The 23,578-nt window shown below is 63.2% G+C and carries 19 protein-coding genes and 1 tRNA gene; 5 read left to right on the forward strand and 15 right to left on the reverse strand.

The genetic code is table 11. The features are described 5' to 3' along the window. Positions 1 to 9 precede the first annotated feature (9 nt). On the forward strand, positions 10 to 327 hold the full coding sequence (locus GEV02_RS28795; protein WP_152805986.1) for a hypothetical protein: 318 nt from the start codon (positions 10 to 12) through the stop codon (positions 325 to 327). Positions 328 to 639: 312 nt separating this feature from the next. Here the strand turns inward: GEV02_RS28795 and GEV02_RS28800 are convergent, their stop codons facing one another. Both GEV02_RS28800 and GEV02_RS28805 read right to left on the reverse strand, forming a co-directional pair. Continuing rightward, positions 640 to 1,386 (reverse strand): hypothetical protein, encoded by a 747-nt coding sequence (locus GEV02_RS28800; RefSeq protein WP_152841283.1) that lies wholly within the window; start codon positions 1,384 to 1,386, stop codon positions 640 to 642. Positions 1,387 to 1,474: 88 nt separating this feature from the next. Next, positions 1,475 to 2,542: a site-specific integrase gene (locus GEV02_RS28805; protein ID WP_174999392.1), complete on the reverse strand. Its 1,068-nt coding sequence runs from the start codon at positions 2,540 to 2,542 to the stop codon at positions 1,475 to 1,477. Between the two features lie 488 nt (positions 2,543 to 3,030). Here GEV02_RS28805 and GEV02_RS28810 point away from each other — a divergent pair, with 488 nt between their 5' ends. Further along, positions 3,031 to 3,438 (forward strand): hypothetical protein, encoded by a 408-nt coding sequence (locus GEV02_RS28810; protein ID WP_152841284.1) that lies wholly within the window; start codon positions 3,031 to 3,033, stop codon positions 3,436 to 3,438. A gap of 36 nt (positions 3,439 to 3,474) precedes the next feature. Here GEV02_RS28810 and dcm read toward each other — a convergent pair whose 3' ends face one another. Then, positions 3,475 to 7,398, reverse strand: a complete 3,924-nt coding sequence (gene dcm / locus GEV02_RS28815) for a DNA (cytosine-5-)-methyltransferase (protein ID WP_152841285.1) — start codon at positions 7,396 to 7,398, stop codon at positions 3,475 to 3,477. Between the two features lie 164 nt (positions 7,399 to 7,562). Here dcm and GEV02_RS28820 point away from each other — a divergent pair, with 164 nt between their 5' ends. Beyond that, positions 7,563 to 8,138 (forward strand): hypothetical protein, encoded by a 576-nt coding sequence (locus GEV02_RS28820; protein ID WP_152806001.1) that lies wholly within the window; start codon positions 7,563 to 7,565, stop codon positions 8,136 to 8,138. Between the two features lie 112 nt (positions 8,139 to 8,250). After that, positions 8,251 to 8,475: a hypothetical protein gene (locus GEV02_RS28825; RefSeq protein ID WP_152841286.1), complete on the forward strand. Its 225-nt coding sequence runs from the start codon at positions 8,251 to 8,253 to the stop codon at positions 8,473 to 8,475. A 290-nt stretch (positions 8,476 to 8,765) separates the two neighbouring features. Here the strand turns inward: GEV02_RS28825 and GEV02_RS28830 are convergent, their stop codons facing one another. The 5 genes from GEV02_RS28830 to GEV02_RS28850 form a co-directional block, all read right to left on the reverse strand. After that, positions 8,766 to 9,260 carry a hypothetical protein gene (locus GEV02_RS28830; protein ID WP_152841287.1) on the reverse strand — a complete coding sequence of 165 codons (495 nt, stop codon included), beginning with the start codon at positions 9,258 to 9,260 and terminating at the stop codon, positions 8,766 to 8,768. Positions 9,261 to 9,291: 31 nt separating this feature from the next. After that, positions 9,292 to 9,780: a helix-turn-helix domain-containing protein gene (locus GEV02_RS28835; protein ID WP_152841288.1), complete on the reverse strand. Its 489-nt coding sequence runs from the start codon at positions 9,778 to 9,780 to the stop codon at positions 9,292 to 9,294. A gap of 265 nt (positions 9,781 to 10,045) precedes the next feature. Then, on the reverse strand, positions 10,046 to 10,906 hold the full coding sequence (locus GEV02_RS33740) for a site-specific integrase (RefSeq protein ID WP_152841289.1): 861 nt from the start codon (positions 10,904 to 10,906) through the stop codon (positions 10,046 to 10,048). Next, positions 10,882 to 11,556, reverse strand: a complete 675-nt coding sequence (locus GEV02_RS28845) for a hypothetical protein (protein ID WP_152841290.1) — start codon at positions 11,554 to 11,556, stop codon at positions 10,882 to 10,884. Before GEV02_RS28845 ends, GEV02_RS33740 begins: the two co-directional genes overlap by 25 nt. 78 nt (positions 11,557 to 11,634) lie before the next feature. Next, positions 11,635 to 11,711: transfer RNA gene (locus GEV02_RS28850), tRNA-Met, on the reverse strand. A gap of 208 nt (positions 11,712 to 11,919) precedes the next feature. On the opposite strand from GEV02_RS28850, the gene GEV02_RS28855 reads away from it, so the two are divergent. Continuing rightward, a complete protein-coding gene (locus GEV02_RS28855; protein ID WP_152841291.1) occupies positions 11,920 to 13,788 on the forward strand; it encodes a serine hydrolase domain-containing protein in 1,869 nt (622 codons plus the stop codon). Between the two features lie 10 nt (positions 13,789 to 13,798). Here the strand turns inward: GEV02_RS28855 and GEV02_RS28860 are convergent, their stop codons facing one another. The 7 genes from GEV02_RS28860 to GEV02_RS28890 all read right to left on the reverse strand — a co-directional run bounded on the left by GEV02_RS28860 (position 13,799) and on the right by GEV02_RS28890 (position 23,540). Continuing rightward, positions 13,799 to 14,968, reverse strand: coding sequence for a methyltransferase (locus GEV02_RS28860; protein ID WP_152841292.1), 1,170 nt, complete (start codon positions 14,966 to 14,968; stop codon positions 13,799 to 13,801). A gap of 113 nt (positions 14,969 to 15,081) precedes the next feature. Further along, entirely contained in the window at positions 15,082 to 16,041 is a 960-nt protein-coding gene (locus tag GEV02_RS28865) for a hypothetical protein (protein ID WP_152841293.1), read from the reverse strand. A gap of 77 nt (positions 16,042 to 16,118) precedes the next feature. Next, positions 16,119 to 16,328 carry a hypothetical protein gene (locus tag GEV02_RS28870; protein ID WP_152841294.1) on the reverse strand — a complete coding sequence of 70 codons (210 nt, stop codon included), beginning with the start codon at positions 16,326 to 16,328 and terminating at the stop codon, positions 16,119 to 16,121. A 41-nt stretch (positions 16,329 to 16,369) separates the two neighbouring features. Beyond that, a complete protein-coding gene (locus tag GEV02_RS28875; RefSeq protein WP_152841295.1) occupies positions 16,370 to 16,990 on the reverse strand; it encodes a putative metalloprotease CJM1_0395 family protein in 621 nt (206 codons plus the stop codon). A gap of 291 nt (positions 16,991 to 17,281) precedes the next feature. Continuing rightward, positions 17,282 to 18,433, reverse strand: a complete 1,152-nt coding sequence (locus GEV02_RS28880) for a serine hydrolase domain-containing protein (RefSeq protein WP_152841296.1) — start codon at positions 18,431 to 18,433, stop codon at positions 17,282 to 17,284. A 32-nt stretch (positions 18,434 to 18,465) separates the two neighbouring features. Beyond that, positions 18,466 to 22,302, reverse strand: coding sequence for an AAA family ATPase (locus GEV02_RS28885; RefSeq protein ID WP_152841297.1), 3,837 nt, complete (start codon positions 22,300 to 22,302; stop codon positions 18,466 to 18,468). Then, on the reverse strand, positions 22,299 to 23,540 hold the full coding sequence (locus GEV02_RS28890; RefSeq protein WP_152841298.1) for an exonuclease SbcCD subunit D C-terminal domain-containing protein: 1,242 nt from the start codon (positions 23,538 to 23,540) through the stop codon (positions 22,299 to 22,301). The genes GEV02_RS28885 and GEV02_RS28890 overlap by 4 nt, the downstream gene beginning before the upstream one ends. Between the last annotated feature and the right edge of the window lie 38 nt (positions 23,541 to 23,578).

Below are 23,578 nucleotides of genomic sequence, written 5' to 3' on the forward strand. Positions count from 1 at the left end.
GAGAACTAAATGGCAATGCACGACAAGATCAAAAATGTGATGATCGCGACCGCCTCGGCGCTGGCGGCCTTGGCCCTCTCTGGCTGCGGCCAGTCTGGCCCAAGCGAATCGGACGTCCAAGCCGCGATGCTGCGGCAGCTCGAAGCGATGGCGGGGAAAGCGGACGCTGCAAAACAGAAGGACGAGTTCGCGAAGGTCAAAGTGGTCAAATGCGAGAAGGGGCAGCTGGACGCCTTCGTGTGCGAGATCGACGGCCCGATGGGGCACGCTGTCGGGCGCTTCAAAAAAGAGAGTGAGGGCTGGGTCTTCTTGGGCGCTGGCGGCTGAGGAGGCGTGCCGGCCTGTTGGATTCTGGCGCATGGCGTCGTCGAGGCTGCGCGGTGCCGATGTGCCACACATGTGTGACGAGACGGTGGTTTGCGAGCCTTTTGAGGTTATACACCCGACGCACCAATGTGCGGTGCAAATGCGGTGCGCCCGCTTTTTTGTAGATACAAGAGCTTGGGGCTCGCCCCGGAAGGCTTGACGACGCTCCCGATTCCAAGCTTGCAAGAAGCTGCCCCCTCGGATCAGGAGGGGGCAGGCGCCAAACGATTTTGGCTGGCAGGTTGAGCTCACAGCGAAGGAGTGGAAGACTTCTCAGCGCCTTGGCTTGCCGTCTTTGTCCAGAGCCGCGCCAAATCCGCCGTTGGATAGCTTGGCATATACGTTGCAATCCCAGCCGCCGCCAGAATTTTTCATCCACACGAGGTATGCTCCGCCGGTCAAGTCCGCGCGGGCCAACGCGCTGTTGTTCCAGATCAAATCCACCAACACCGGCATGGCGGCATTTTCCCGCAATCTCAAATTCCGGCGGTCCATTGCGACGAACTTCACCTCGAACCTCATCGCGACATGAGATTTGCCGGCGGCCTCCGTCCCGATCCAGCGCGCGTCGGCTTGGGCGACTCTTTCACACGCCGCGCCTCTTGCCGCTTCCTCGCGGCGCAAACACTCCGATGGGGAAAACCACTCAATCGCTGCGGGCGAGAAACCATCGGATTTTGGAGCGGCCGTCATCCCGAAAGACGACACGAGCGAGGGAAGCATGCGGCAAACCTCGGCAAGGCGCTCGTTTGAATGGCGCGTCTCCCTTGCCAGCTTGGATACCGATTCTTCGAGATCGGCCACACTTCCGCCTCCCAACCAGTCCATAGTATCGTTGCTCGTCAGCGCCGAGTTGATGGCGAAGTCGATCACATCGATTGGGTTTGCATCTTCGTCCATGTTCGCCTTCAATTTTTGAAGCTTTGGCGTCCTGGCTCGGGTGAGGCGGACGGAGACGCCTGCTCGGGTCCACGCATTTTTTTTGCCACCGGCTGCAATTGATTTTTCTTTGCTAGTCATGGGGTTCCCTTGTTTCAGTGTGGACGCGGGCCGAAGCCAGCGCAAAGAAAAGGGCCGCCAAGGCAGCGGCCCCTGCATGCAAAGCGTGTCATTCCATGCGGCTGGCGAGCTCCGAGCCGCGCAGATTGGCGTAGCGGTTGAGCATGGCCAGGCTGCCGTGGCCGGCGATCCTCATGATTTCATACACTGAGAGCTGGCGTTTTCGGAGAACCATGCGGCTGATCGCCTCGTGCCTCAGGTCGTGGAAGCGATAGTCCACGAGGCCAGCGTGCTTGACTCGAAGCCGGAAGTTCTGCGATACGGCCTTCGGATTGAGCATGGTGTGAAATATGCGCTGATCGCCAAGCATTTGCTGGGCCATGAGCTGCGCCACGATGCTCATGGCCTTGGCCGAGAGCGGAATGGCGCGTGAATATTTGCATTTTGTGTGCTCTTTGGGAAGGGTCCAAAGGCGCTCGGCCAAGTCCACTTCGCTCCAAGTGGCCAAAATCAATTCTTGAAGGCGCGCTCCGGTTTCAAGAGCCAGCCCCACAAGGAGCGGCCATTGATTCTGACCATCGTCGATTTTGGCTTTGGCCAGCGTCGCCATCAGAGCGTTCTCCTCGGTTTCGGACAGCCGCCGCTCCCGATTGTTTTGCCACCCTTTGGGCAACAGGTCGGAGGAAAATGGGAACTGCGGCACCGCGACGTCCAGTTCGTTGGCCCGCCAACGGATCGCCAAGCCGACAAGTCCAAGATGGCCTTTGAGCGTGGCCCACGTCAAAGGCCGTCCCATGTGGGACAGTCTAGGCTTCATGGATGTCAGATAGGCCTTGATCCAGCTTCGACGCACGTCTCCCACCTTGACATCGCCAATCGCTTTCAAAACCTTGGGGGCCATCTTTTTGTAATGCGGCTTGCACCTTTCGCTTCTGATGAACATGCGGATGACAGATCGAAGCTCCTCGTTTTGAAAGTCCAAGGCCGTGGCTGCAAGAGCTCGTTCCGGCAAAACTGCGCCGCGTCCGGTGCGGATTTTTCGCTCCGTGACGCGGGCAAAGGTTTCCGCCTCAGGTTTGGAGGGAAAGCTTTGGACGATTTTCGGGGAGCCCTTGATGCGAATGGTGACCTGCCAAGATGTGGTCTCTTTGTTTTTTCGTTCGACGATGCTCGCCATGCGGTTCTCCTTGTGGTTGTTGTCGAGAGCGCTGCCGTAGACATAGGCGGTCCAAAAGTCGTTTCGGCCCATTTTTTTTGAGCTTCGCGACAAAAGGAGTGCTGCGACGGCGACACCTCACGTCAACTAAATCGAAGGAGGCCAACCCCCACAAGGTGCGCTTTGGAGCATGAAGGAGCACTGGCAGCCCCTGTGCAGGGCAGCATTGGAGGTGGATCGGGGGAAAATAGGTCGTTTTTTAAATTTATAAATAATAAAAATGTTTCATCTTTGTGCGTTTTGCACAGATTGGCCTGCTCCGATTTCTACGCACTGCTGCGCGCAGCAATAAATTTACCGGACGAACGGTGTGGATATTTGATGGCATTGCGGACGAGCGGCGTCGTCAGATTGCATCCAAACACTTGGGCGACGGGCGGACGGCGATTTCGCCGAGCTCGCCGGCATTCATCTTGGAGGGGCAAGTCACGCCTCGACACGGAGATGGCATGGAAAGCGAGAACGAGGGGATGCGCGATCAACGCGAGCGGGCCAAGTCGTATTTGGCGGAAAAGTTTGGGATCGGCTCCGCCTTCGTCCGGGTTCCGACCCTGTCCAAGATTCTGGGCTTGGCCCCTCCGACAATCTACGCCTCGATTCGCGAAGGCCGGTTCTGCATGCCGCACCGCCATTTGGGCTCGGTCCCGGTGGTGAAGATGGACGACTTGGCGGGGTGGTATTGCCAAGCGGGGGAGCGTCCCCGCCCGAAGCCGGAGCCCGACGGGGAGGCCGTGGCCCGCTCGCTGGCCCGGAAACATCGGGAGCGGGCAAACGCCGACTTGCTGGTCGCCGAGGTCTTCGCCGAAATGGGCGTCTCCCGCCGCAGGCGACGCCCGCCGCGAGCGGGAGCCCTGTGACGCCAACCCCGGCGCTGGCCCGGAGGCTCGGCCCAGTCAGCGCGGGCCGGCCATCATCATGTCGTAGTGGGCCTGCTGATTGGTCTTCTCGAACACTTGCTTGAAGATTTCCAAGTAGGTGTCGATGGAGGCCTGGTCGAAGGTGTAGAAGGCGTCGTCGTGCGAGAAGTGCGACCCGTCGTTGACCCAGGCGAACAGGGACCGGCACATGGCCTTCTGCTGTCCATCGAACTGGTCGCAAATCTTGTCGAAGTCCATCCGCCCCAGAATCTTGAAATAGTTCTCCAAGATGCGCCGCATGGTGTTCTGCACGGTCAGCGGGGACTTCTCCGGGCGGCGCAGCTCCTCCCACAGCAAGTCGTAGGACGTCTTGATCGGGTTCGTGTTGTGGCGCTCGACGGCGGCGCCGCCAGCCCCCTTCCTCACAGTCCAGTAGCTGCGCTCTCCGCCCTTGGCGTCGTCGCCCCGGTCGGATGTGTAGGTCACTTCCTTGTGGAAGTAGACGTTGTGGGTCAAGACGAAAATCTGCTTGATGCCGCCGGCGCCTTTCCGCACCGGATCGAACAGCGACTTGATGAGGCTGCTGACGATGAACAGCACGTCGCTGTCCATGCTCGACACCGGATCGTCGAACACCACGATCCGGTCGGTGGTCATGCCGCTCTCGCTCTCGCTGCCTTTGAGCAGGTGGAAGAAGTAGAGGAAGGTGACGAACGAGCGCTCGCCCTCGCTCAGCGAGTCCTTGGCGTCGCTTCCGTCGGCCCTCACCAGCTTGTAGAACGGGCCGTCGTCAGCCTTGGCGATGGTGAAGTTGCGGAAGCCAAAGGATTTCAGCAGGCCGTTGATGCCTTCGATGGTCGGCTCGATGCTCGTCGCCGACTTCTCCAACTCCTTGATCTCCTTCGACTTGGCCGTCTTTGACGTGTTGGCCTCCTGAATCTGGGCGCCCAGCTTGGCGACGGCCGTGTTGAGGCCGTCGCGCTTGCCCGCGTATGCGGTCAGCTCGGCTTTGAGCTCGACCTCCAAAACGTGCTTCCAGACCTGCTTGGTCAGGTCCGCCCGCTCTTTGGTGATGTTCTTGGCGATCTCGTTGTGCGCGGACACGGCCGCGTTGGCGCTCGCGATCAATTTGGAGGCGGCCGCCAGCAGTTCGGACATCGGCTCGATGTGGGCGGGCAGGCTCGGCTCCTTGGCCTTGTTCGCCAGCAGCAGCGCGTTGGTCGCCAAACGCGCCTCGATGGCGGAGCGCTCGGCCTCGAACGCCTCCATGTCCATGAACCGCGAGCCGCCGTCCACCACCGCCTTCAACTTTGCGCCCAGCGCGTCGGCATCGCGGGCGTAGGCGGCTTGCAGGTCCGCGATGGCCTTGGTGTCCTTCGCGAACGTCTCGTCGAAGTAGCTCGACAGGCTGGCCTCGAAGCTTTCCCGGACCTTCTGCTGGCAGAACGGGCAAGTGGGCTTGCTCCGCTCGTAGAACGCCTGGCCCTGCTTGACCCAGTCGCTGTTGCCCAGCCGCTGGATCAGCTCCGCGATGTCCACGTCCTCCTTGCCGATCACCTTCTTGGCGAGGATGGGGTTCGACTCGTGGCCGGCGATGTCGGCGGGGCCGAGGCCCGGAACGGCGGCCTCGACGACTGGCGTCGTCCCGAACACCGTCTTGGCCTTGTCCCGGAGGTGGTCCAAGGATTTCAACTCGGCATTGTTCGACGCCAGCTCCGTCAGGACGCGGTCCTTGAACCGCTCCGAGCTGTTGCGGGCGCCGGTGAACGCCTCGCTGAAATCCCCGTCGTGCTTTTGCTTCTGGTCCCAGCACTTGCCCTTGATGTGGGCCTCCAAGTCGGCGAGCTCGCCTTTCTTCCCCGACTTTTGATCTTGGCCTTGCAGCGTGTTGGTCAACTGCTCGATGGTTTTGCCGATGCCGTCGAGCTCGGCCTTCTTCGCCGCGATGGCCTCGAGGTTGGCGATGTCCTGCTCGCCCAAGGTGAAGATGCCTTTGAGGCGCGGGGCGGCGTTGAAGTTGCGCTCGATGAAGTCGCGGTTGTAGACCATCGGCTCCAACGGCGTCCCCTTCTTCCAGGCGAGGGCGCAATGCGGATGCGCGCCGGGATTGGCGATGACCTTGGTGATGGTGGTCTTGCCGGCGCCGTTGGTGCCGAACAGGAAATTGAATCGCGCGAGGCGGTCGAGGACTTGCGGCGCGAGGCCATAGGTCGCGGTCTTCGCGATGCTCAACGATTCGATCATGGGCGGGCCATCCCTTCTTTCCAAAAAATAGCGATGGTCAATCCTACAACGAAATTCGCAACGGAAATTGATTTCCCGAAACGCCTCCGCCGGCGAGTGGCGGATTTTTGAAAAGCCCTTGGCCCACAAGGCGTAATCGGGCGCCAAGGCGACTCGCGGACGCGCGCGGCAGGCTTTCATTCGAGAAGGCGCGGCCCGTTTCATTGCGTCGCCACCATCCTTTTTTTGCGTGTCGCCTTCATCTGCGTGGCCGCCACCGCGCGGCCCTGAGCGCTTGATGGGCAAAGCCTTGGCGATGGCCTCGACCACCGGAACCGCAACCGAGTTCCCGAACTGGCGCAGGGCCACGCTTCGGAGCGCGTGCGGCTCGAACTCCTCCGGGAAGCCCTGCATCCGAGCCGCCTCCCTCGGCGTCAGCGCGCGGGGCTTGCCGTCCACCAGATAGAGCCCCGTCTTTCCACCGGCGCCGCCAGAGTTCGCGCACAGTGTGAAGCCTTTGCCCAGTGGGGAGGCGATTCGGTAGCCTTGGCTCCCTTTGCCCTCGATGAGCCCGACCACCTCGATCTTGCCGGATCGGTCGATGGGATTGGGCTTCGTCCTCTCCCATGCCCGCCCGCAAGGAGCCGTCTTCGGCTTCGGTTCCAGAATGTCGGCGACGACACTGGCCGCGTCCGCGCCCTTGGGGAAGACGAAGGGGGCCGTCCGGTTCGCGAGCGCCCGATCATGGATGCACACCAGGAAAAGGCGCTCCCTCATCTGCGGCAAGCCGAACGATCCCGAGTTGAGCAGGCGCATGCTGACCGAGTAGCCCAATCGGGTCAGGGTGTCCAAGACGACGTCGAGCGTCCGGCCCCCGTCGTGGTTCGCCAGGCCGGCGACGTTTTCAAGAATGGCGACGCTGGGGGATAAAATGCCAATCAGCTTGACCAGGTCGAAAAACAGCGCGCCTTTGTCGGGATCGCCGAATCCGGCCCGGCCACCCGCGAGGCTGAAACTCTGGCACGGGAAGCCGCCGCAGACGATGTGCACCTCGCCATACGCGCCGGCGTCCACGGCCCGGATGTCGGCATGCACGGGGTAGTCGCCGCGATGGTTCGCTTGGTAGGTCTCTCTGGCCCTGGCGTCCAGCTCGATGGCGCCGGCGCACGAGGCGCCAAGCGACGCCAGAGCTTGGTGGAACCCGCCGATGCCTGCGAAGACATCCAGAAAGCGCATGCCCGACAACGGCCCTGCGGCGGGCGGCGCATCCGGCTCGGCCGCCAAGAACTGCTTGGCCCAAGCGCGCAACGCGGCGACGGCCTTCTGTCCAGACTTGGCAAGCTGCTCGCCCTCGATGGAGGATTGCAGGGATTCGAGCAGCCGGGAGGCCGCGCCGGCCAAGGCTTCGGGGCGCGTGCCGAAGCCATCGCTGGATGTGGTCAATGGCAGGGTGCAAGCCTGATAGGCCCCAGAGCGGATGGAGAAGCGGAACTCGGCGATCCAATGCCCGCGATGCTTGGCGAACTCGAGGCTGGCCTTGGCCCCGTCTTGGTCGAACGCCAGCTCGCCAAGCTTGTCCACGACGCGCTTGGCGGACGGGGCGATGGCGGCTTCGCGGCGGATGCTTCCCCGCTCGCCTCGACCTCGCATCGCCTTCTCCATGTCCGCCTCCAGCGCCAGCGCGGGAACGAAGCGCTCCCGACATGAGGCCGATTGTGTGGCGAATGCGATGGGCAAAACCGAGTCGCCCAACCACTGGTCCCGTTTGTCCTCCTTGTCCCGTTTGTCCCATCCGTCCCGTCGGCGCGGGCTCAAAAAACGACATGGTAAAATCACAACACAGAGGGAGGGCGCGCATGCTACACATTCGGAAACCGTCAGACATTGCGAAGGGGACGGCCTTGCTGGCCGCGTTGAGGGAAAAGCCGGCTGACCAGAAGATGGCCGCAGCCTTCTCCGTCGCCGAGGCGTCACTGATCTTGGGCGAGACCCAGAAGGCGCTCCACCGCGCCCGCGCCGCCCGAGACGAGGAGTTGGCGAAGAAGCCGACTGACCGCCGCCCCATCGATCCACTGTCGCTCGAATCCATCGCCTGCGTGCAAGTCTCTAAAAAGTTCAAGTATCCCGCCTCGGAGATCGAAGACTACCTCGCGCGCTTCGAGGAGGCTGTCGCGGGCAAGAAGCGGTTGGTGCGCTCGGCAATGCCGCCGATCCTCGGCTTCCAGTCGTGGATGGCGACAGCCAGCCCGGTGGAGACTTGGCCCTTCTCGATCCAAAGGGGCGGCCGTCCAATGGACATGTGCGCCGCCATCATCGCCGGCAAGCTGACGGGCAAGGCCGAGGATTTGACCCTGCGGGAGTTCAGCGAGCGCTTGGCCGACGCCTCCGCGAGGGCCTTCCACCTGGCCCAAGCCCGCGCGCTGGATCGCGTGGCTCGGCCAGGCAACGGCGCGCAACGTCCTCGCCGGGCTGCGTAAAATCTTCATCCTTGATGGGTGGCGATTCTTCCCGTCAAGTGGTTCCAATGCTCTTGGACGACAGTGTTAGGATCGGCATGGCCTGACCAAACTCAACCACTAGGAGAGCCACATGGCAAAAATCCCAGCAAAACGGGTCTCGAAAGATAAAAAAGGAACGATCATCAGTCCGGCCGATGGCTACGAACAAACTATGGAAATCGAGTTGAGCGATTGGCAGAACATTGGGCCGCTTAATGGAGTTTTGCCTCCGCCTTCTCAAAATTTCCCCCAAGATGCTCCCTTTCCTGATCTTTGCGTTGTAGGCGGTGACGTGTATGAGAAGAAAAAGCCCTAATGGGGAGCCGCACAGGGTTTTGGTGCTTGATGGCTATTCAGCAATGAAGCGCCATTACCCGCAAACCTGCCCAAGAGGGGTGTTCGACCGTCCGGCAGTGGGGGACATCCACGTCCCCCAGGCCGTTTGACACGCGAACAGGCAAGGAATACAATGGAGGGGAAGTTAAGGCATGCTATACGCGGTTCGCGGCTGCTACCCGCCCTGAAAAGGGTCTGCACAATGTGCGGATTGAAGAGGTGACCGACTAGATTCAAGAATGGCCCCGCGCGAGCGGGGCCATTTCCTTTTCAGGCTCCTGTTTTTGCGCAAATCGCCTTGAATAAAATGGGCTTTATGCGCTGGACAGATTGTGGGCTGTCTTTGACATAGGCGCTTCGAACGTAAAGCGTCAAGCGTCCCGGAGCCAATTTAGCCATAGAGAAATAGATTTGATAGTGGACGGTTTTATTCCGGTCGGCCAACTCAACCGTCATGTAATTGTTCTCTTTCGCCAAGTAGCACTTTCGCTGTTCCAGCGTCTTGATGATTTCAGGCAACACTTTCGACTTCTCATATCGGTCGAAATCAAAAGTGCGCGTCTCACGCCCGTCCCCGTAGTCGAGCCCCTTCTGAGCATCCTCCACCTTTTCCTTGGTGAAGCAATGCAAGCTGAACTTCACCTCAATTTCGAATTGCAGTGCCGGCAAGTCTCCTTTTGCGGGCATTGCCAAGGGGAAGGTGAAGGGATGCAGATGGGACAAGTCGTATGATTGGCCATCGATGTCGGCGGGTATCCATTTCAAAATGCAATTCCTCAATAAATCGCGTTAGAGCTTAGCCCGCGACAATTTTCAGTTTGTTGTTCTTCTTTTTCCAGGCCGGCACCATGCGATCCTCCTTGGCCTCTCGCTCCGCTTTTTGGATTTGCAGCTCTTCGACTGCCATCGGCTGCAACTGCGCAATGAGCGGGGAGAAGTCATAGAGGTTGGAATCGTTGCGGTCGGCGTCCTTTCGGCGCTCGATGCGACTGATGAAGCCCAATTTTTCCAAGCGACCCATCGTCTTTTGAACGGTCTTCTCGCTGCATCCGATGGCGTTGGCGATTTTCTTCTTCGATGGGAATGGTTTGTTCTCAGCGAACCACCAGAACGACAATACTTGGAGCATCACGACGAACTCGGTGGACGACAGGTTGAGCTTGCCCATTCGTTTCAGGAGGATGTCAGGCACGGCAGTGAAGCCCAACGCCATGATGTCCTCGCCCCATTTTTTTGTGAGCTCTTTTTTTGCCTCGGTGGCGGCTGGTTTGATTTGCGCTGACATGTTGCTCTCTTTTCAAAGTGATCGACATGAGCAGTATCAGCGCGAATCCCTGCGGCGGCAAGACGCCGCAGGGAGGCATAGGGGCGCAAAACCGACCCCCACATGCTTTATTTGTATTCCTATGAGCCCATATTTTTGGTTGCAATAATTATGTATATGGTTCCATCTACTTCGGGGTGAATAATTGCCCACCACTGGGGATGCAAAATTTCCCCCTCTGGGGGGCGATATCACTCCCCACTGCTGGTCAAAATAATCCCCCTATTCACTCCTCCGACTTCTCTGCCGCCCAGTTGTTCCGATCCGCCAAAAAGCCGGCGAACCGGCCGTCGTATTTCAACGCCTGCAAGTCGATGGGCCACGCTAGTTCGTCCACGACGGGTTTGAGCTTGTGCAGCTCGCGCACGTAGCCCCAATGGACCGCGTGGCCTTCGCCGTCGTCGTGGCCGACGATCTTCATGATCTTGCCCGCCTCGGCATCGTTGTCGTGCATCTGCGTGATAACGTTGACCCGGAACGAGTGGAAGCTCGTCTGCGGCGCCTTGAGTCGGCGGGCGCGCTGGTATTCAAGCATCGCGGCCGAAAGCTCTTTCGAATAGCTGTGGTTGATGAGGAGCCGATGAGGGAACAGCCGCTCCGCTCCGGCCGCTCGGCACTCGTTCACATATTCCAGGAAGCCTAGGCCGATCAGCGCGTCGCAGATGGGAACGTTGCGGATGCCACCGACGGTCTTGCTCTTGTAGACGTGTATGTAGTGGATGCCCGTGCGCGGCGCCTTGTGGACGTCGATGCAGCGTATCTGCGTGACCTCGCCGATCCTCATGCCGGTGTAGACGCCAAGGAGAGGCCCCCAGAACAAGTCTGGCGCTCCGCCCATCGCGTCGAGGTATGGCGCGGAGTCGAAGAGCTTGGCAAGCGCATCCTCGGTGAAGGGCTGATAGGCTTTGGTGGTCTTCTTCCGGGCATCCTTGGTCAGGATGAACATGCCCTCGACGGGGTTGCTGTCGAGCTTGGTGTGCAGCCCATGCCCAATCATGTATTTGAAGAAGTCGTGCAACGTGCTGAGCTTGTTGTCGATGGTTTTCGAAGTCTGCGGTATGGTCAGCAGCGCGTCCTTGTATTCCACCAGCGTTTGCTTGTCGAGCGCGTTGGCTTCGATGTCTGCGCCGGCGTGTCGGCCCGGCCAGCAGCCTTGTTTTCTTCCAATGCGCGCAGAGCCCGCTTCTTGTTGAATTCGACCTTCTCATGCTCCGCCAGCCAAAGCTCGACGGATTCGACCAAGGGGAACATGCGCTCCAAGAAATCTTTGATGTGGTAGACCTTCGTGTCCACAGTGCGCCCGCCGTTCTTGCCCATGCAGTTGGCGAGCCACTTGTCCACGGCCCGCGTGAGCGGCTCGGGCTTGGCGCGCTTGGCGGTGGCCGAGCGCAGGGGCCGGTCCTCAAGGTCGATTATGCCAATACGATCGATCTCGCCCATCATCTGCATCACTCGCGCGTGTTCTTCGGCGGAGCCGTCGGTGCGGATAGTGGTCCCGTTTTTGAGCGCGATCTCGTAGCGGCGCAGAGTCGCCAAATCGAAGTTGAAGTCCGACAGCTTGGGTTCAGCCATGTCCCGCCTCCGCTCCAAATCAAGATTGAGTTGCAGAGCGAGAATGTTAGCAGTTTTGGAACACTTCGTGCGTAGACTGATCCGCTTTTCTTTTCCGCCGGATTTGACCCGGAAGTAATAGACGCCGCAGCGGTTGCGGTAGAGGCGTGGGGCTTTGATTTGCACAGGTGGCTCACTGAGTGGCGCACCCGGAAAAGCGAAAGCCGCTGATTCCTTTTAAAGAATCAACGGCTTGCTGTGTTCTGGTTGCGGGGACAGGATTTGAACCTGTGACCTTCGGGTTATGAGCCCGACGAGCTGCCAGACTGCTCCACCCCGCGTCTGAGGCCCGAATTATACATAGACCTTTTGCGTTCCGCAAGGGCCAAAATAAGAGCCACTTATATTTCCCGGGATTTTTTAAGTGATGCTTATGTTTATCGCATCACTTGCTCCCTTCAAAATTGCTTTGCGTTTCAACAAAGATGCACTATTATTGGGTTACTGTAATACATCACCATAACACTACACCTCACCCTGGGAGCATCGATGCCACCTTCGCCGAAGACCTTCTGCGCGCTTGCGCTGTCATCCTGGCTGTTGTTGGCGACGGCCAGCGCCGCAGAGCCTACGCCGCCCGCACCATCCACCCTGGAAGAGCTGGACGGGCGCCTGGCCCAAGTGTTTGCACAGCGCGGCATTCCAGGAGCTGCGCTGGCCGTGATCGAAGATGGCAAGATAGTCTTGCTGAAAGGGTATGGCGTGGCCGACAAGGCCAGCGGCGAGCGGGTTACCCCGGATACGATATTTCGTGCCGCCTCGATTTCCAAAAGCTTCACCAGCATCGCCATCATGCAGCTGGTGGAAAATGGCAAACTGAAACTGGATGCGCGGCTGGCCGACCTGGCGCCAGAGATCACCTTCAATAATCGATGGGAGCAAACAGATCCCGTGCGTCTCGTCCACCTGCTTGAGCATACGACGGGCTGGCCGGACATCAGTGCCCGCGTCGAGCTGCAGGATGGCCCGGGCTGGTCGGTGCGGCGAGGCGTCGAGTTCGCCAGCCCTGAGTTTGTCAGCCGCTGGAAGCCAGGCCAGTTTGCCGTCTATGCGAACGCCGGCCCGGCCGTGGCGGGTTATGTGCTGGAAAAAGTCGCAGGGCAGGACTTCGCAGCCTTCGAGCGCGAGCATGTGCTGCGGCCCATGGGCATGGCCAGCGCCGATTTCACGTTGACGCCGGCATTGGCGGCCAAGGTGGCCAAGAGCTACGCGCCCGATGGCACGCCGACGCCTTACCAGCACATCATCATGCCGGCGTCCGGATCGCTGGCCACCAGCGTGCGGGAATTATCGCAACTGGTGCTGTTCTTTGTCGGCAGGGGCACGGTCGGCGGGCATCGGATCCTGTCGCCGCAGGCGGTAGAGCGCATCGAGCATGGCGAGGCCTCGCTGGCCGCGCGTGCAGGGCTGAGCGGAGGCTATGGCCTGGGTAACTTCCCCGCGAATGACACGGGGCCGAGTTTTCGCGGCCACAATGGCGAAATCGACTCATTCACCTCCGTCTACGGCTATTCCGCCGTGCAGGGTAACGGTTATGTGGTGCTTGCCAATGGCGGCGAGGGCGTCAACTTCCGCACACCTGTTACCAGCCTGATTCAGGCTTACCTGAGCCGCAAGCATGCGTTTGCTCCAGCGCCCTCATTCCCGGTCGACCCCAAGGAACTCGCCGCCCTGACCGGTTTCTACCGCAACGTGACGCCGGCCAAGGACTTGATGCGCCCGTATGCGGAAGTGCTGGGCATGTCGCGGGTCACGCTGGCCGATGGCGGTTTGCGTGTCGGCGGCAAGCCTTATCTGCCGACCGGCAAGCACAGTTTTCGCCGCACCGATCGGGAGGCGGCCAGCCTGGCCTTCATCGAGCAGGACGGACAAACCTACCTGCTGTCGGGCGGCCTGGGCGACCGCAAGCGCGAAGCAGGATGGCGCATTGCCGGCTACTGCATAGTGGCTGCGCTGGCCTTGCTTGGCGGCCTGTTCGGCCTGTTGGCTTTGCCTGTCTGGAGCGTGGGGGCTTATCGGAAGACCCTGCAAGCCAAGGGCGGCTGGAAGGTGCGGCTGATGCCGCTGCTGGCGTTTGGCAGCTTGTGCGCCACGTTCGCCTTGCCGCTGATCGGCATAGCGGGAGGTATCGGCACATTGACGATGCTGGCGGCGCCGAGCGTGCTGTCGCTGCCGATACTGCTGTGCAGCGTGGCGTTCCCGCTGCTGGCGGCGGCGGGCCTGTGGCATGCGCTGACGACCAAGCACGCCAGCCGTCTGGTGCGCTGGCATGCGGGACTGACATCGGTTGGCATCCTGGCCATCGCCGGCTACGCAGTGTCGATCGGCTGGATCGGACTGCGCACCTGGACGATGTGACGGACTGTTTTTACGCGGCGGCCAGACGCCAAAGCGACGTGACCTCGGCAGCGCGGGCGGTGTGCAGCGGGTCGGTGGCGTCGGCGGCGCGCGGGTGGGTAGGGCGCACGTCCTGGCGGTCGATGACTTTCAGGCCGGCGGCCGCGATCCACTCCATCAGCTCTTCGCGCGGACGCAGGCCCAGATGCTCGGCCAGGTCCGACAGTATCAGCCAGCCTTCGCCACCCGGCGTCAGGTGGGCCGACAGGCCGGCCAGGAAGCCGCGCAGCATGCGGCTGTCCGGATCGTAGACCGCGTATTCAATCGGCGAACTCGGACGCGCAGGCACCCACGGCGGATTACACACCACCAGCGGCGCGCGGCCTTCCGGGAATAGGTCCGCTTCCAGCAGTTCGACCTGGCCGTCCAGATCCAGCCGGGCCAGGTTTTCGCGGGCGCAGCTCAGCGCCCGCTGATCCTGGTCGGTGGCGATGATGCGCGCCACGCCGCGCTTGGCCAGCACCGCCGACAGCACGCCGGTACCGGCGCCGATGTCATAGGCCAGCTTGACGCCGGCCGGCAGCGGCGCATTCGCCACCAGTTCAACATACTCGCCGCGCACCGGCGAGAACACGCCGTAGTGCGGGTGGATGCGCGCATCCAGCGCCGGGATTTCCACGCCTGTGCGGCGCCATTCGTGCGCGCCGATCAGGCCAAGCAGCTCGCGCAGCGAGGCGATGAACGGTTCTTCGAAGCGGCCGTATGCCTCGTTGCAGGCCAGTTGCACGTCCGGCGCGCGGCGCAGCGGGATCTCGTAGCCGGCGTCGAATGGAATCAGCAGCATCGCCAGCGTGCGTGCGCGCTGCGACTGCGCCTGGCGGTGCAGGTGGAAGGCTTCGGTCGCCGTTGCCGGCACTTTGGCCGGCTTGGCTTTCTTCGACGGCTTGCCCTTGTGGTCCGCGCGGCGCGCCAGCGCTTGCAGCAATTGGCGGGCGTTCTGGAAGTCGCCACGCCACAGCAGCGCCGTGCCTTCGCAGGCCAGGCGGTAGGCTACGTCCGCATTGGTGGTGTCGTCGGCGATGACGACGCGCTTAGGCGGCGGCATGCCCGCTTCGGAGCGCCAGCGCGCGGCGCACTGCACGCCGTTCTCCTCCCAGTGGATCTGTTGCGGCGTAGGGGAGGTGGTGATTTGTGCGGGCATGTCGGGGCAATCGGTAGGTGTAATAAGCGGAATGGACCAACACAAAAAACGCCGGGGATGGTGTCCATCCCTGCCGGCGTTCTTGGTGCTGCGGTGCTTATTATACTTGGCGCTTAGCTTGTCGCGTCTTTGGCGCCTGGTGCGGCGTCGTTGGCGGCCGGTGCGAGCGAGATCGGGTCGTCGGCCGGAGCTGGCGTTGCGCTGGTTCCTGCATTGGTACCAGGCTGCGGCGCTGCGGTCTGCGAACCGTAAGCGTCGGCGACCGATTTGGCCTTGTCGGCGGCGGTCGGCGCGGTGTAGGTGTTGGTGTCCTTGCTGTCGACCAGGTTGAGCAGGCGCAGCGACAGGCTGCGCAAGGTGTTGCGGTCGATGCCGTCGCTGGTCTTGCTGGGCGAGTTGTCGCCGGTCGACAGCGCCGATTGCAGGTCGCGGCCGATCAGTTTGAACAGGTCGGCCAGCGTGCCCGGGAAGTCGATGTTCGGCACCTGCACGGTCGGCAGGTTGTCGGCGCTGGCGCCGTTGCTCGCCACCGGGCGCTTGGCCGCTGCGTCGTTGGCCTTGTCGCTGTTGGCCTTATCGCTGTTGGTGGACGTGGTCTGGCTGGCGGCGCCGCTCAATTCGGCGTCGTACTGGACTTCCACTTCGAAATCGAATTTGCGGCCATCGGCCGTGGTGATCGTGCCTTTGCCGATGAAGTGCGAGCTGTCGGTCAGCTGGAAGGCGGCGGCGTCGCTGCTGCCGTTCGGGCCGGAGCTGTGCTGCACGCCGACGGCCAGGGTGGACGAGGCATCCAGGCTGGCCGAGTCGAAATTGATGACCGCGTCCTTGGCGGCGTCGCCGAACAGCGATTTGGCGAAGCTGCCCAGGAAGTCCTGCGCGAAATCGACTGTCGAGTTGCCGACCGAGGCCACGTGCTTTTCCAGGCCGTCGTTGGACAGCGAAATCGGCGACGAATCGACCGGTTTCACCTGTCTGGCGGCGGACGTGCCGGCAGTCTTGCCATCGTTATGCGGGTTGGCGCCGTAGAGGGACGCCGGCAAAGTGCGGGCGCCGAGAGCAGGTAGGATAGACATGGCAGGTTCCGGCAGATTCGGTTTGATAATACTTCTATAACGGTCCCCCGGCCGATTTCTTGAGGGTGCCGCAAAGATTAATGATGATGGGTCCAGCCTTCCGGGGCTGCCAGGTAGGAAGCGACGGCCTCTTTCTGGCCGATGGCGTGGTGTTTTACCTCGCCGCAGGCGCAAATACCCAGGTAAGGCTGGATGTGCGAGCAGGCCGATACTTTTTGCAGGCGGACCTGCACGGCTTTGGCGCATTTGGCGCATTTGAAGGTCAGGGTGCGTGGTGCTTTTAACATGGTTGATCTTTGAGTGGCTTGCAAAAGCGGGATTCTAACATTCAGGCGTAGATATCCAGCTTGGGCGGCACCAGCGGCGCCACTTCGTAGGTGCGGCGGACCTTGGCGGCGTCGTTTGCTACCGGCGCCGGTCCCTGCGTGCGCGCCGTGGCCTGTTCCACCTGCTGTGTCGCCAGTTCCGAGCGGGCCTGCAGTTCCATTTGCTGCGCCTGGGCCGCTACCGCCCGGTCGGCGCCGGAGGGATCGGCCGGGGCCAGTGCCGCTGCCTGGATGGTGTGGGCGCGTTCGATAGTCTCTTGCGGCGTGCGGCCGGGCGAGGTATCGATATGCACCTCACCGCCGATGGCGTAGTCGACGCCATTCGGGCCGCGCTGGTAAGTGTAGGAGGCGCCGGACGTGGCCAGGCCGCCGGCCGTAGCCAGGTGCGCCTGTTCGTGCTGGCGCACATCGGTGTCGCGGGCCTTGAGCTGGGCGACCAGTGCCAACGCTTCCGGCGTCAGGTTGGTGGCGGAGTCGCTGCCGGAGAAATTGGTGTTGGGGGATGAGGCGGTCGAAGCGGAGGCCGGCCCCGCAGGCGTGGCCGACGACGCAATCTGCACCGGCGGCGTTGCGCGCGCCGGTGGCTGGCTGGCGGAACTCGGTGCTATGGCGCCTATGCTCATGGTGGTGTGCGCTGCCTCCTGCTCGTCTGAATGATAGCAAATCTGTAGCAAATGGTTGCAAATTCGCGGACGCCTGCCGGTCAACTGGCGGGTCTGGGCCGCGTTGAAGGTCTCAGGGATCGTTCTTCCACCAAAGAGGCAAGACCATGGACCAAAAGAAGCAACCGAGCAAAGAATCAGTGCGACAGTGGTTGCAGACGCAGATCGCGGAGCGGCGCCCGCCGCCGGATGCTCGGCAAATCCGCCGCGAACTGGGGTGGGAGATGCTGAAGTTGGAGCGCAAGGACAGTACTAGTCGCTGACGGTGGCGATCAGCGTGTGCAGCAGCTGGTTGACCTTCGCGCCCATCGCATCCGAACCGTAGTCGCCGGCGGTGATGACCACCGTCAGGTCCAGCTCCGGCACGATGAAGATGCGCTGGCCGCCGTTGCCGAAAGCGGCGCTCCACGGCGTGCGCCGGCCGTGCCAGGCCGCCGTACCGTCCCACCACTGGTAGCCGTAGTGCAGTTCGTCCGGCTGGTTGCCCGGACTGCGGAAGCCCACGCTCAGGCGCGGCTTGAGCGATTCATCCACCCATTCCTCGGCCACGATCTGCTGGCCGTTCCAGCGGCCGTGGTTGAGCATCAGCCGTCCGATCTTGGCCATGTCGCGCGGGCGCAGGCGCAGTCCGGCGAACGGCGCCGGCCGGCCGCGCAGGTCCGTCACCCATTCCCATTGCACGATGCCCAGCGGTTCGAACAGCTCCTTGCGCGCGACCTCGATCCACGGCTGGCCGCTGACGCGGGTGACGATATCGGCCAGGATGGTGGTGCCGCCGCCGTTGTAGTTCCAGACGGTGCCGGGCGGCGCGACCACCGGGCGCTCCAGCACGTAGCGCAGCTGGTCGGTTTTCCAGAACAGGCGCAGTTCGTTGTTGGGCTGCGCGCCTTCGTCCCATTTCCAGCCGCCGCTCATGGTCAGCAGGTGTTCGAGGTGGATGGCGTCCAGTTGCGGCGAGCGCAGGTCATGGTATTCCGGGTAGTAGTCCAGCACCGGCGTGGCGAGCGTGGAGATTCTGCCGTGCTGCTTCTCGATGCCGACCAACAGGCTGATGACGCTCTTGCCGATCGAGCGCACGTCGTGCAGCGTGTCCGGGCCGAATTCCACCGTCGGCGCGAACGGCGGCCATACGCCCAGGCCGCGCCGTATCGAACGGTCCTTGCCGCTGCGGTACATCTCGGCCACCAGCTTGCCGTGGCGTTCGACGACGATGCCGTGGATGTTGTCCTTGCCCTGCGCCAGCGCGGTCAGCGTGACGCACAGCGCGTTGGCGTTGAAGCCCGATGCTTCGGGCGCGGCGAGTTCCCAGCCGTCCGCCTGCTTGAACGGCGCGGCGCAGGTGGCGGCGTGCGCCACCGGCATGGTGATCGACAGGCAGAAGCACAGACGAAGCAGCAGTTTCATGGGCCAACCTGGATTAGCAATAAAGCACTATTCTACTGCACTGTGACGGTACTCTTGCCGCCCGCCGAAGGTTGGACCAATATTTTTACGGCGATCCGCTCAGTCATCTCCTGCACGTGCGAGATGACGCCGACTTTGCGGCCCATCGCTTGCAGGCCGTCCAGCGCGTCCATTGCCACGCGCAGGGTTTCGGCGTCCAGGCTGCCGAAGCCTTCGTCGATGAACAGCGATTCGACGCGCACGCGGTTGGACGACAGCGAGGCCAGTCCCAGCGCCAGCGCCAGCGAGACCAGGAACGATTCGCCGCCGGACAGCGAGTGCACCGAGCGCATCTCGCCGCCCATGTCCTGGTCGCGCACCAGCAGCGCCAGTGATGGTGCGGCTGGGTTGTCGATGCGCTCCAGCTGGTAGCGGCGCGAGAGGTGATTGAGGTGGGCGTTGGCGTAGCCCAGCAGGACGTCCAGCGTGAACTGCTGGGCGTAGTTGCGGAACTTCTTGCCGTCGGCCGAGCCTATCAGGTCGCTCATGCGCGCCCAGCGCTGTTCGATTGCTTCCTGCCGCTCGATCTCGGCCAGCATGGCTTGCGACTGGCGGCGCTTGGCGTCGTCCTGCGCCAGCGAGAGTTGCAGGGCGGTGGCGGTGTCGTGGGCGGTTTTGCGTTCGGCCATCAGCGCGTTCAGGGCGGAGGCCAGCAGGGCGATCGGCGACTGGGCGGCGCCGGGGGCGGAGCTGCGCGGCTCGACGGCATTCGCTTCGGCGACGTCCTGCAACGCGTCGGGTGCCTCGCTGCCGGCGGGCGGCGCGGACAGTTGGTGTTGCTGGCGCTGGCGCTGGCGCTCTTTGAGCACTGCGGCGGCGTTGTCGGCGGCGCGGTCGATGGCTAGCAGCGCGGCGCGTTCGGCGTCGACATCGTCGGCCGAATGCGCCAGCAGCGCGTGCAGGTGATCGAGATCGCGCAGGCCGGCGTCAGGCTGGCGCTGGTGGAATGCGGCGATCCAATCGGACAGTGCTGCCGCTGCCTTGGTTGACGCGCCATGCAGCGCTGCCAGCCGTTGCGCGGCCTGGGCCAGCGCCTCGTCCGCGCGGACGCGCGCCTGGGCCGCCTGCTGCGCGGCAGTTTGCAAGCCCGCCAGCCGCTCCCGGGCCGCGTCGATGGCAGCGATGAGCGCCGCTTCGACATCGCGCACTTCCTTGCCGTCCCACAGCGCCATGCGCTGCTGCTGCATATCCTTGAGCGCGGCGTCCGCGCTGCTGTAGGCCACACGGGCGTTGACGGCGTCCATGCCAGCCTTGGCCTGCGCCTCGCCCAGCGCCTTCACTTCCACGTCGATGGTGGCGATGACGGCGGCGCGTCCGTCATGCGCTGCGCGCTGCGCCAGCCATTGCCGGCTCTCGGCCTGACGGGCTTCGTGGAATCGTGCCGGGCCGGCCTTCCAGTCGTCCTTCCATTCCTCGCTCGGCATGTCGCCGCCGCTGAAGGCCGGGTCCAGATCGGAGAGCAGGGCGCCCAGCGTCAGCGCGACTTCGATGCGCTGATCGTCGAGCGCCTTGTGTTCCGCATTGGCTTGCGCCAGCGCGGTCTGCGCATGTGAAGCCATGCCTTGCAAACGCGTATGCTCGGCCGCCGCCAGATCGCAGGCGGATTGCGCCTGGTCGCGGACGATGCGTGCAGCGTGCAGCGCACCTTCCTGTCGTTCGATCGCGTGCAGCGCATCACGCACCTGTTCCAGTTGTTCGACGAACCAGCCGGTGCGCTCAGGCTCCGGCGGCAGCGCAGGCGGCAGCGACGCCGATTGCCATGCAGCGGCGACGCGCTCCAGCGCCTGCGCCACCGTGCGGCCCTCGGCCGCCAATGCGTTCAGTTGTTCCAGGCTGGCCTGCTCGGTGGCGCGCTGCGCCGCCTGCCGATTGACGTTGGCCTCCATCCGCTGGCGGCAGCCGGCGACATCGGCCTGCAACTCGGCCAGCAAGGCGTGCAAACCACCGTCGTCCTGCCGATACGGGTGCTCCGGCGATCCGCAAACAGGGCAGGGCGTGCCATCTTCCAGCGTAGCCCGCAGCGATTCCACATTCTTGGCGCAAGCGGCTTCCGCCAGCTTCAGCGAACGCTCGGCTTGCGAGAAGGTCGCCAGTATGCCGACGCCTTCCTGCTGGGCCGCCTGCAACTGCACCTCGGCCGCAGCCACTGCCTGCCGCAGCTGCGCGGACTGGGTTTCGATATGCGTATGACGGCTCTGGCGCGCATCGAGTTCGATCCAGAGTTTTTCAGCCGAGGCCAATTGATCGCGGCGCTGCTCCAGATCGCGGCGCGATGCCTGCAACTGCTCGGCCGGAAGGGCCGCCAGCACGCGCGCCGCTTCCTGGCGCTGCGCTTCCAGCGTTTGCAAAGCGGCGCCGGATGCGGCCAGCTTGGCGCTGGCTTCCGCCTCGTCGTCGCGGTGCGCGCTGGCGTTGCGCTGCACGCGGGCCAGCGCGGTGTTCAGCTTCTCGGCTTGCGCGGCGGCCTGGCCGGCCTGCACGAACAGCACATCCCAGCGCTCCCACGACTGCGCCATCGTCTGCCATTGCTTGTGCTGCGCCAGCCACGCGACGCCGGCTTCGTGCTGCGCGCCGAGACGTTTGCGTTCGTCCTGGCGCTCTTGCAGCGCGGCGCGGGCGACGGCGTCGGCCTGGTCGGCCTGTTCGCACGTGGCGGAAGCCTGGCGATACGCGGGCAGCATGGCTTCGATGCGTGTGTCCAGTGCCTTTGCCTGATCCAGTCGCGGCGCTGCGGTGCGTTGGGCGGATTCCGCTTCTTGCACTTGCGCTGCTGCCTGTGCTTGCGCCGCCATGGCGCGTTCCAATACCTGCGCCGCCAAGACGGCATCCTGCATGCCGGCCGTGATGGCGGCCTGCGTGGCGGCGATGTCGGCGGCGATGCGACGGATATCGTCGGCCAGCGGACGCGCCGGCTGCACGGCGGCGATGCGCGCCAATGCGGTGCGGCGCGATGCGGCTGCCTCCACGTCGGCGATGGCGGCCTGGCTGGCTTGCTGCGCCAGTTGTTCGTCCTCGGCCAGCTTCTCGGCCTGCTTGTACCAGCGCAGCTCCTGCTCCAGCTCTGCCTTGTGCTGCTCCAGCGCCTGCAGTGCTGCCGTTGCTGCGACGCTCTGTGCTTCCAGCTCGCCGCGCTGCTCCAGGCTTAACGGCTTCTGATCCGCGAGGCGGGCATTCAGGTTCTGCAGGGCCGCCTGTTCCAGCTTGGCGCGCTCGAAGGCCCGCATCGAAATCTCGGTGTAGACGGTACTGCCGGTCAGCGTCTCCAGCAGCTCGCCGCGCTCGTTGTCTTCGGACTTGAGGAAGGCCGAGAACTCGTTCTGCGCCAGCAGCACGGCCCGCGTGAACTGTTCGAACGACAGGCCGATGCGCTTCTCGATTTCCACCTTGACTTCGGTCTTGGTGCCGCCTATCGGTTGCAGGGCGGGCAGCAGATGCAATGTCATGGCGGTCGGCTGGAGCGCACCTTCGACCTTGGTGCGCGAACGGCGCACGCTCCAGCGGGCGCGGTAGGAGGCGCCGTCGTTGCCGACGAAGTCCACCTCCGCATAGCCTTCCGCCGTGCCCCGGCGCAGCAGCGTGCGCGTGTCCTGCGTGGACACGGTCTCCGCGCCGACATCGGCCAGGTAGCTGCGGCCTGCGACCTTCAACAGGCGCGGTGTAGCGTCGTACAGCGCCAGGCAGAGGGCATCGAGCAGCGTGCTTTTACCAGCGCCGGTCGGCCCGCTGATCGCGAACAGGCCGGTGGACGCCAACGGCTCCTGCTCGAAGTCCACGCCGAATTCGCCCGCCAGCGAGGCCAGGTTCTTACCGCCGATTCTCAGGATTCTCATGGCTGCCCCGGCGTCAGCATGAGTTCCGCGAAGGCGCTTAGCTGGTCGGGTGGCGCATCGTTGTCGAATCGCTGCCGGTACAGCTGGCGGAAGATGTCGTCCGGCTTCAGCTGCTCCAGCTGGTCGAGCGTCATCACGTCGTCGTCGATGGAGGCACTGCGCGCCGCGCTGGAGGTTTCGATCTTGGCCAGCCGCACCGGCTTGCCGTCCAGCGCCGCCTCGACGCGCGTGCGCAGGCCCGGCTCCGGAGCGTCCAGCAGCACCCGCACTTCAAGGAAGGGCTGCTGTTCTGCTTCTGCCGGCGCCACGTCCAGCGCCGCCAGTTCCTCCAGCACCTGCGCCAGCGGCGCGGGTTTGGTGGGAACGCGCAGCAGTTCGACCGCGCGCGGCACCGGCAGCGTCACGATCTCGCGCACGGCCGCGCCGTCGATGTCGATGCGCAGTACCTGGTGCTGATAGCCCACCTCCGCAAACGACAGCGGGATCGGGCTGCCGCAATAGCGTATGTGCTCCTGCTTGCCGACGCTCTGCGCCAGATGCAGATGGCCCAGCGCCGCGTAGACGATGGCCGGGTCGAAGATCCCCGCCGGCAGCATCTCGGTGCCGCCGATGACGATGCGGCGCTCCGAATCGTTGGACATCTGGCCGTCGACCATGTGGCAGTGGCCCATCGCCAGGATGGCCTGGCCTTCCGCGCGCTTGCTCAGCGCCAGTTCCAGCGTCTGGCGGTAGAGCAGGGCGATGCCCGCCAGATAAGGATCTGCGCCGTCTTCCGTCTCTGCGATGCGCGGCACGTCGCCTGGACGCAGGAAAGGCACGGCCAGGCACCACGCCTCCACCGCGCAGCTGCGGCCTGTCAGCGGCAGCACCAGCTGTTCGATGTCGATCTCGCCATCGGCCTTGCGCTGCACGCTGCCGATCACCCGGGTACCATGCGCTTCCAGCAGCGGCCCCGGTGCTTCCAGCCGGCCCGGCGAATCATGGTTGCCGGCGATGGCCACCAGGTTCAGATGCGGCAGGCGCTCCTTGGCCTGTTGCAGGAATCGGTACAACTGCTTCTGCGACGCCGCCGACGGATTGGCGTTGTCGAAGATGTCGCCGGCGATCAGCAGCGCGTCCGCCTGTTCGGCGACGAGGGTGTCCAGTAGCCAGTCCAGAAAGCGCTGGTGCTCGTAGCTACGCTCGAAATTATGCAGGGATTGGCCGAGATGCCAGTCGGAAGTGTGCAGCAGACGCATGAAGGTGTGTAGTCAAAACAGCCGGGAAGCGCACAATA

The sequence above is a fragment of the Rugamonas aquatica genome (genome assembly GCF_009380215.1).
GTDB lineage: Bacteria > Pseudomonadota > Gammaproteobacteria > Burkholderiales > Burkholderiaceae_D > Rugamonas > Rugamonas aquatica_B.

Coding starts and splice junctions, on each gene's coding strand:
- GEV02_RS28795 (WP_152805986.1), top strand. CDS start 10: ATGGCAATGCACGACAAGATCAAAAATGTGATGATCGCGACCGCCTCG.
- GEV02_RS28800 (WP_152841283.1), bottom strand. CDS start 1,386: ATGACTAGCAAAGAAAAATCAATTGCAGCCGGTGGCAAAAAAAATGCG.
- GEV02_RS28805 (WP_174999392.1), bottom strand. CDS start 2,542: ATGGCGAGCATCGTCGAACGAAAAAACAAAGAGACCACATCTTGGCAG.
- GEV02_RS28810 (WP_152841284.1), top strand. CDS start 3,031: ATGGAAAGCGAGAACGAGGGGATGCGCGATCAACGCGAGCGGGCCAAG.
- GEV02_RS28825 (WP_152841286.1), top strand. CDS start 8,251: ATGGCAAAAATCCCAGCAAAACGGGTCTCGAAAGATAAAAAAGGAACG.
- GEV02_RS28835 (WP_152841288.1), bottom strand. CDS start 9,780: ATGTCAGCGCAAATCAAACCAGCCGCCACCGAGGCAAAAAAAGAGCTC.
- GEV02_RS28855 (WP_152841291.1), top strand. CDS start 11,920: ATGCCACCTTCGCCGAAGACCTTCTGCGCGCTTGCGCTGTCATCCTGG.
- GEV02_RS28860 (WP_152841292.1), bottom strand. CDS start 14,968: ATGCCCGCACAAATCACCACCTCCCCTACGCCGCAACAGATCCACTGG.
- GEV02_RS28865 (WP_152841293.1), bottom strand. CDS start 16,041: ATGTCTATCCTACCTGCTCTCGGCGCCCGCACTTTGCCGGCGTCCCTC.
- GEV02_RS28870 (WP_152841294.1), bottom strand. CDS start 16,328: ATGTTAAAAGCACCACGCACCCTGACCTTCAAATGCGCCAAATGCGCC.
- GEV02_RS28875 (WP_152841295.1), bottom strand. CDS start 16,990: ATGAGCATAGGCGCCATAGCACCGAGTTCCGCCAGCCAGCCACCGGCG.
- GEV02_RS28880 (WP_152841296.1), bottom strand. CDS start 18,433: ATGAAACTGCTGCTTCGTCTGTGCTTCTGCCTGTCGATCACCATGCCG.
- GEV02_RS28885 (WP_152841297.1), bottom strand. CDS start 22,302: ATGAGAATCCTGAGAATCGGCGGTAAGAACCTGGCCTCGCTGGCGGGC.
- GEV02_RS28890 (WP_152841298.1), bottom strand. CDS start 23,540: ATGCGTCTGCTGCACACTTCCGACTGGCATCTCGGCCAATCCCTGCAT.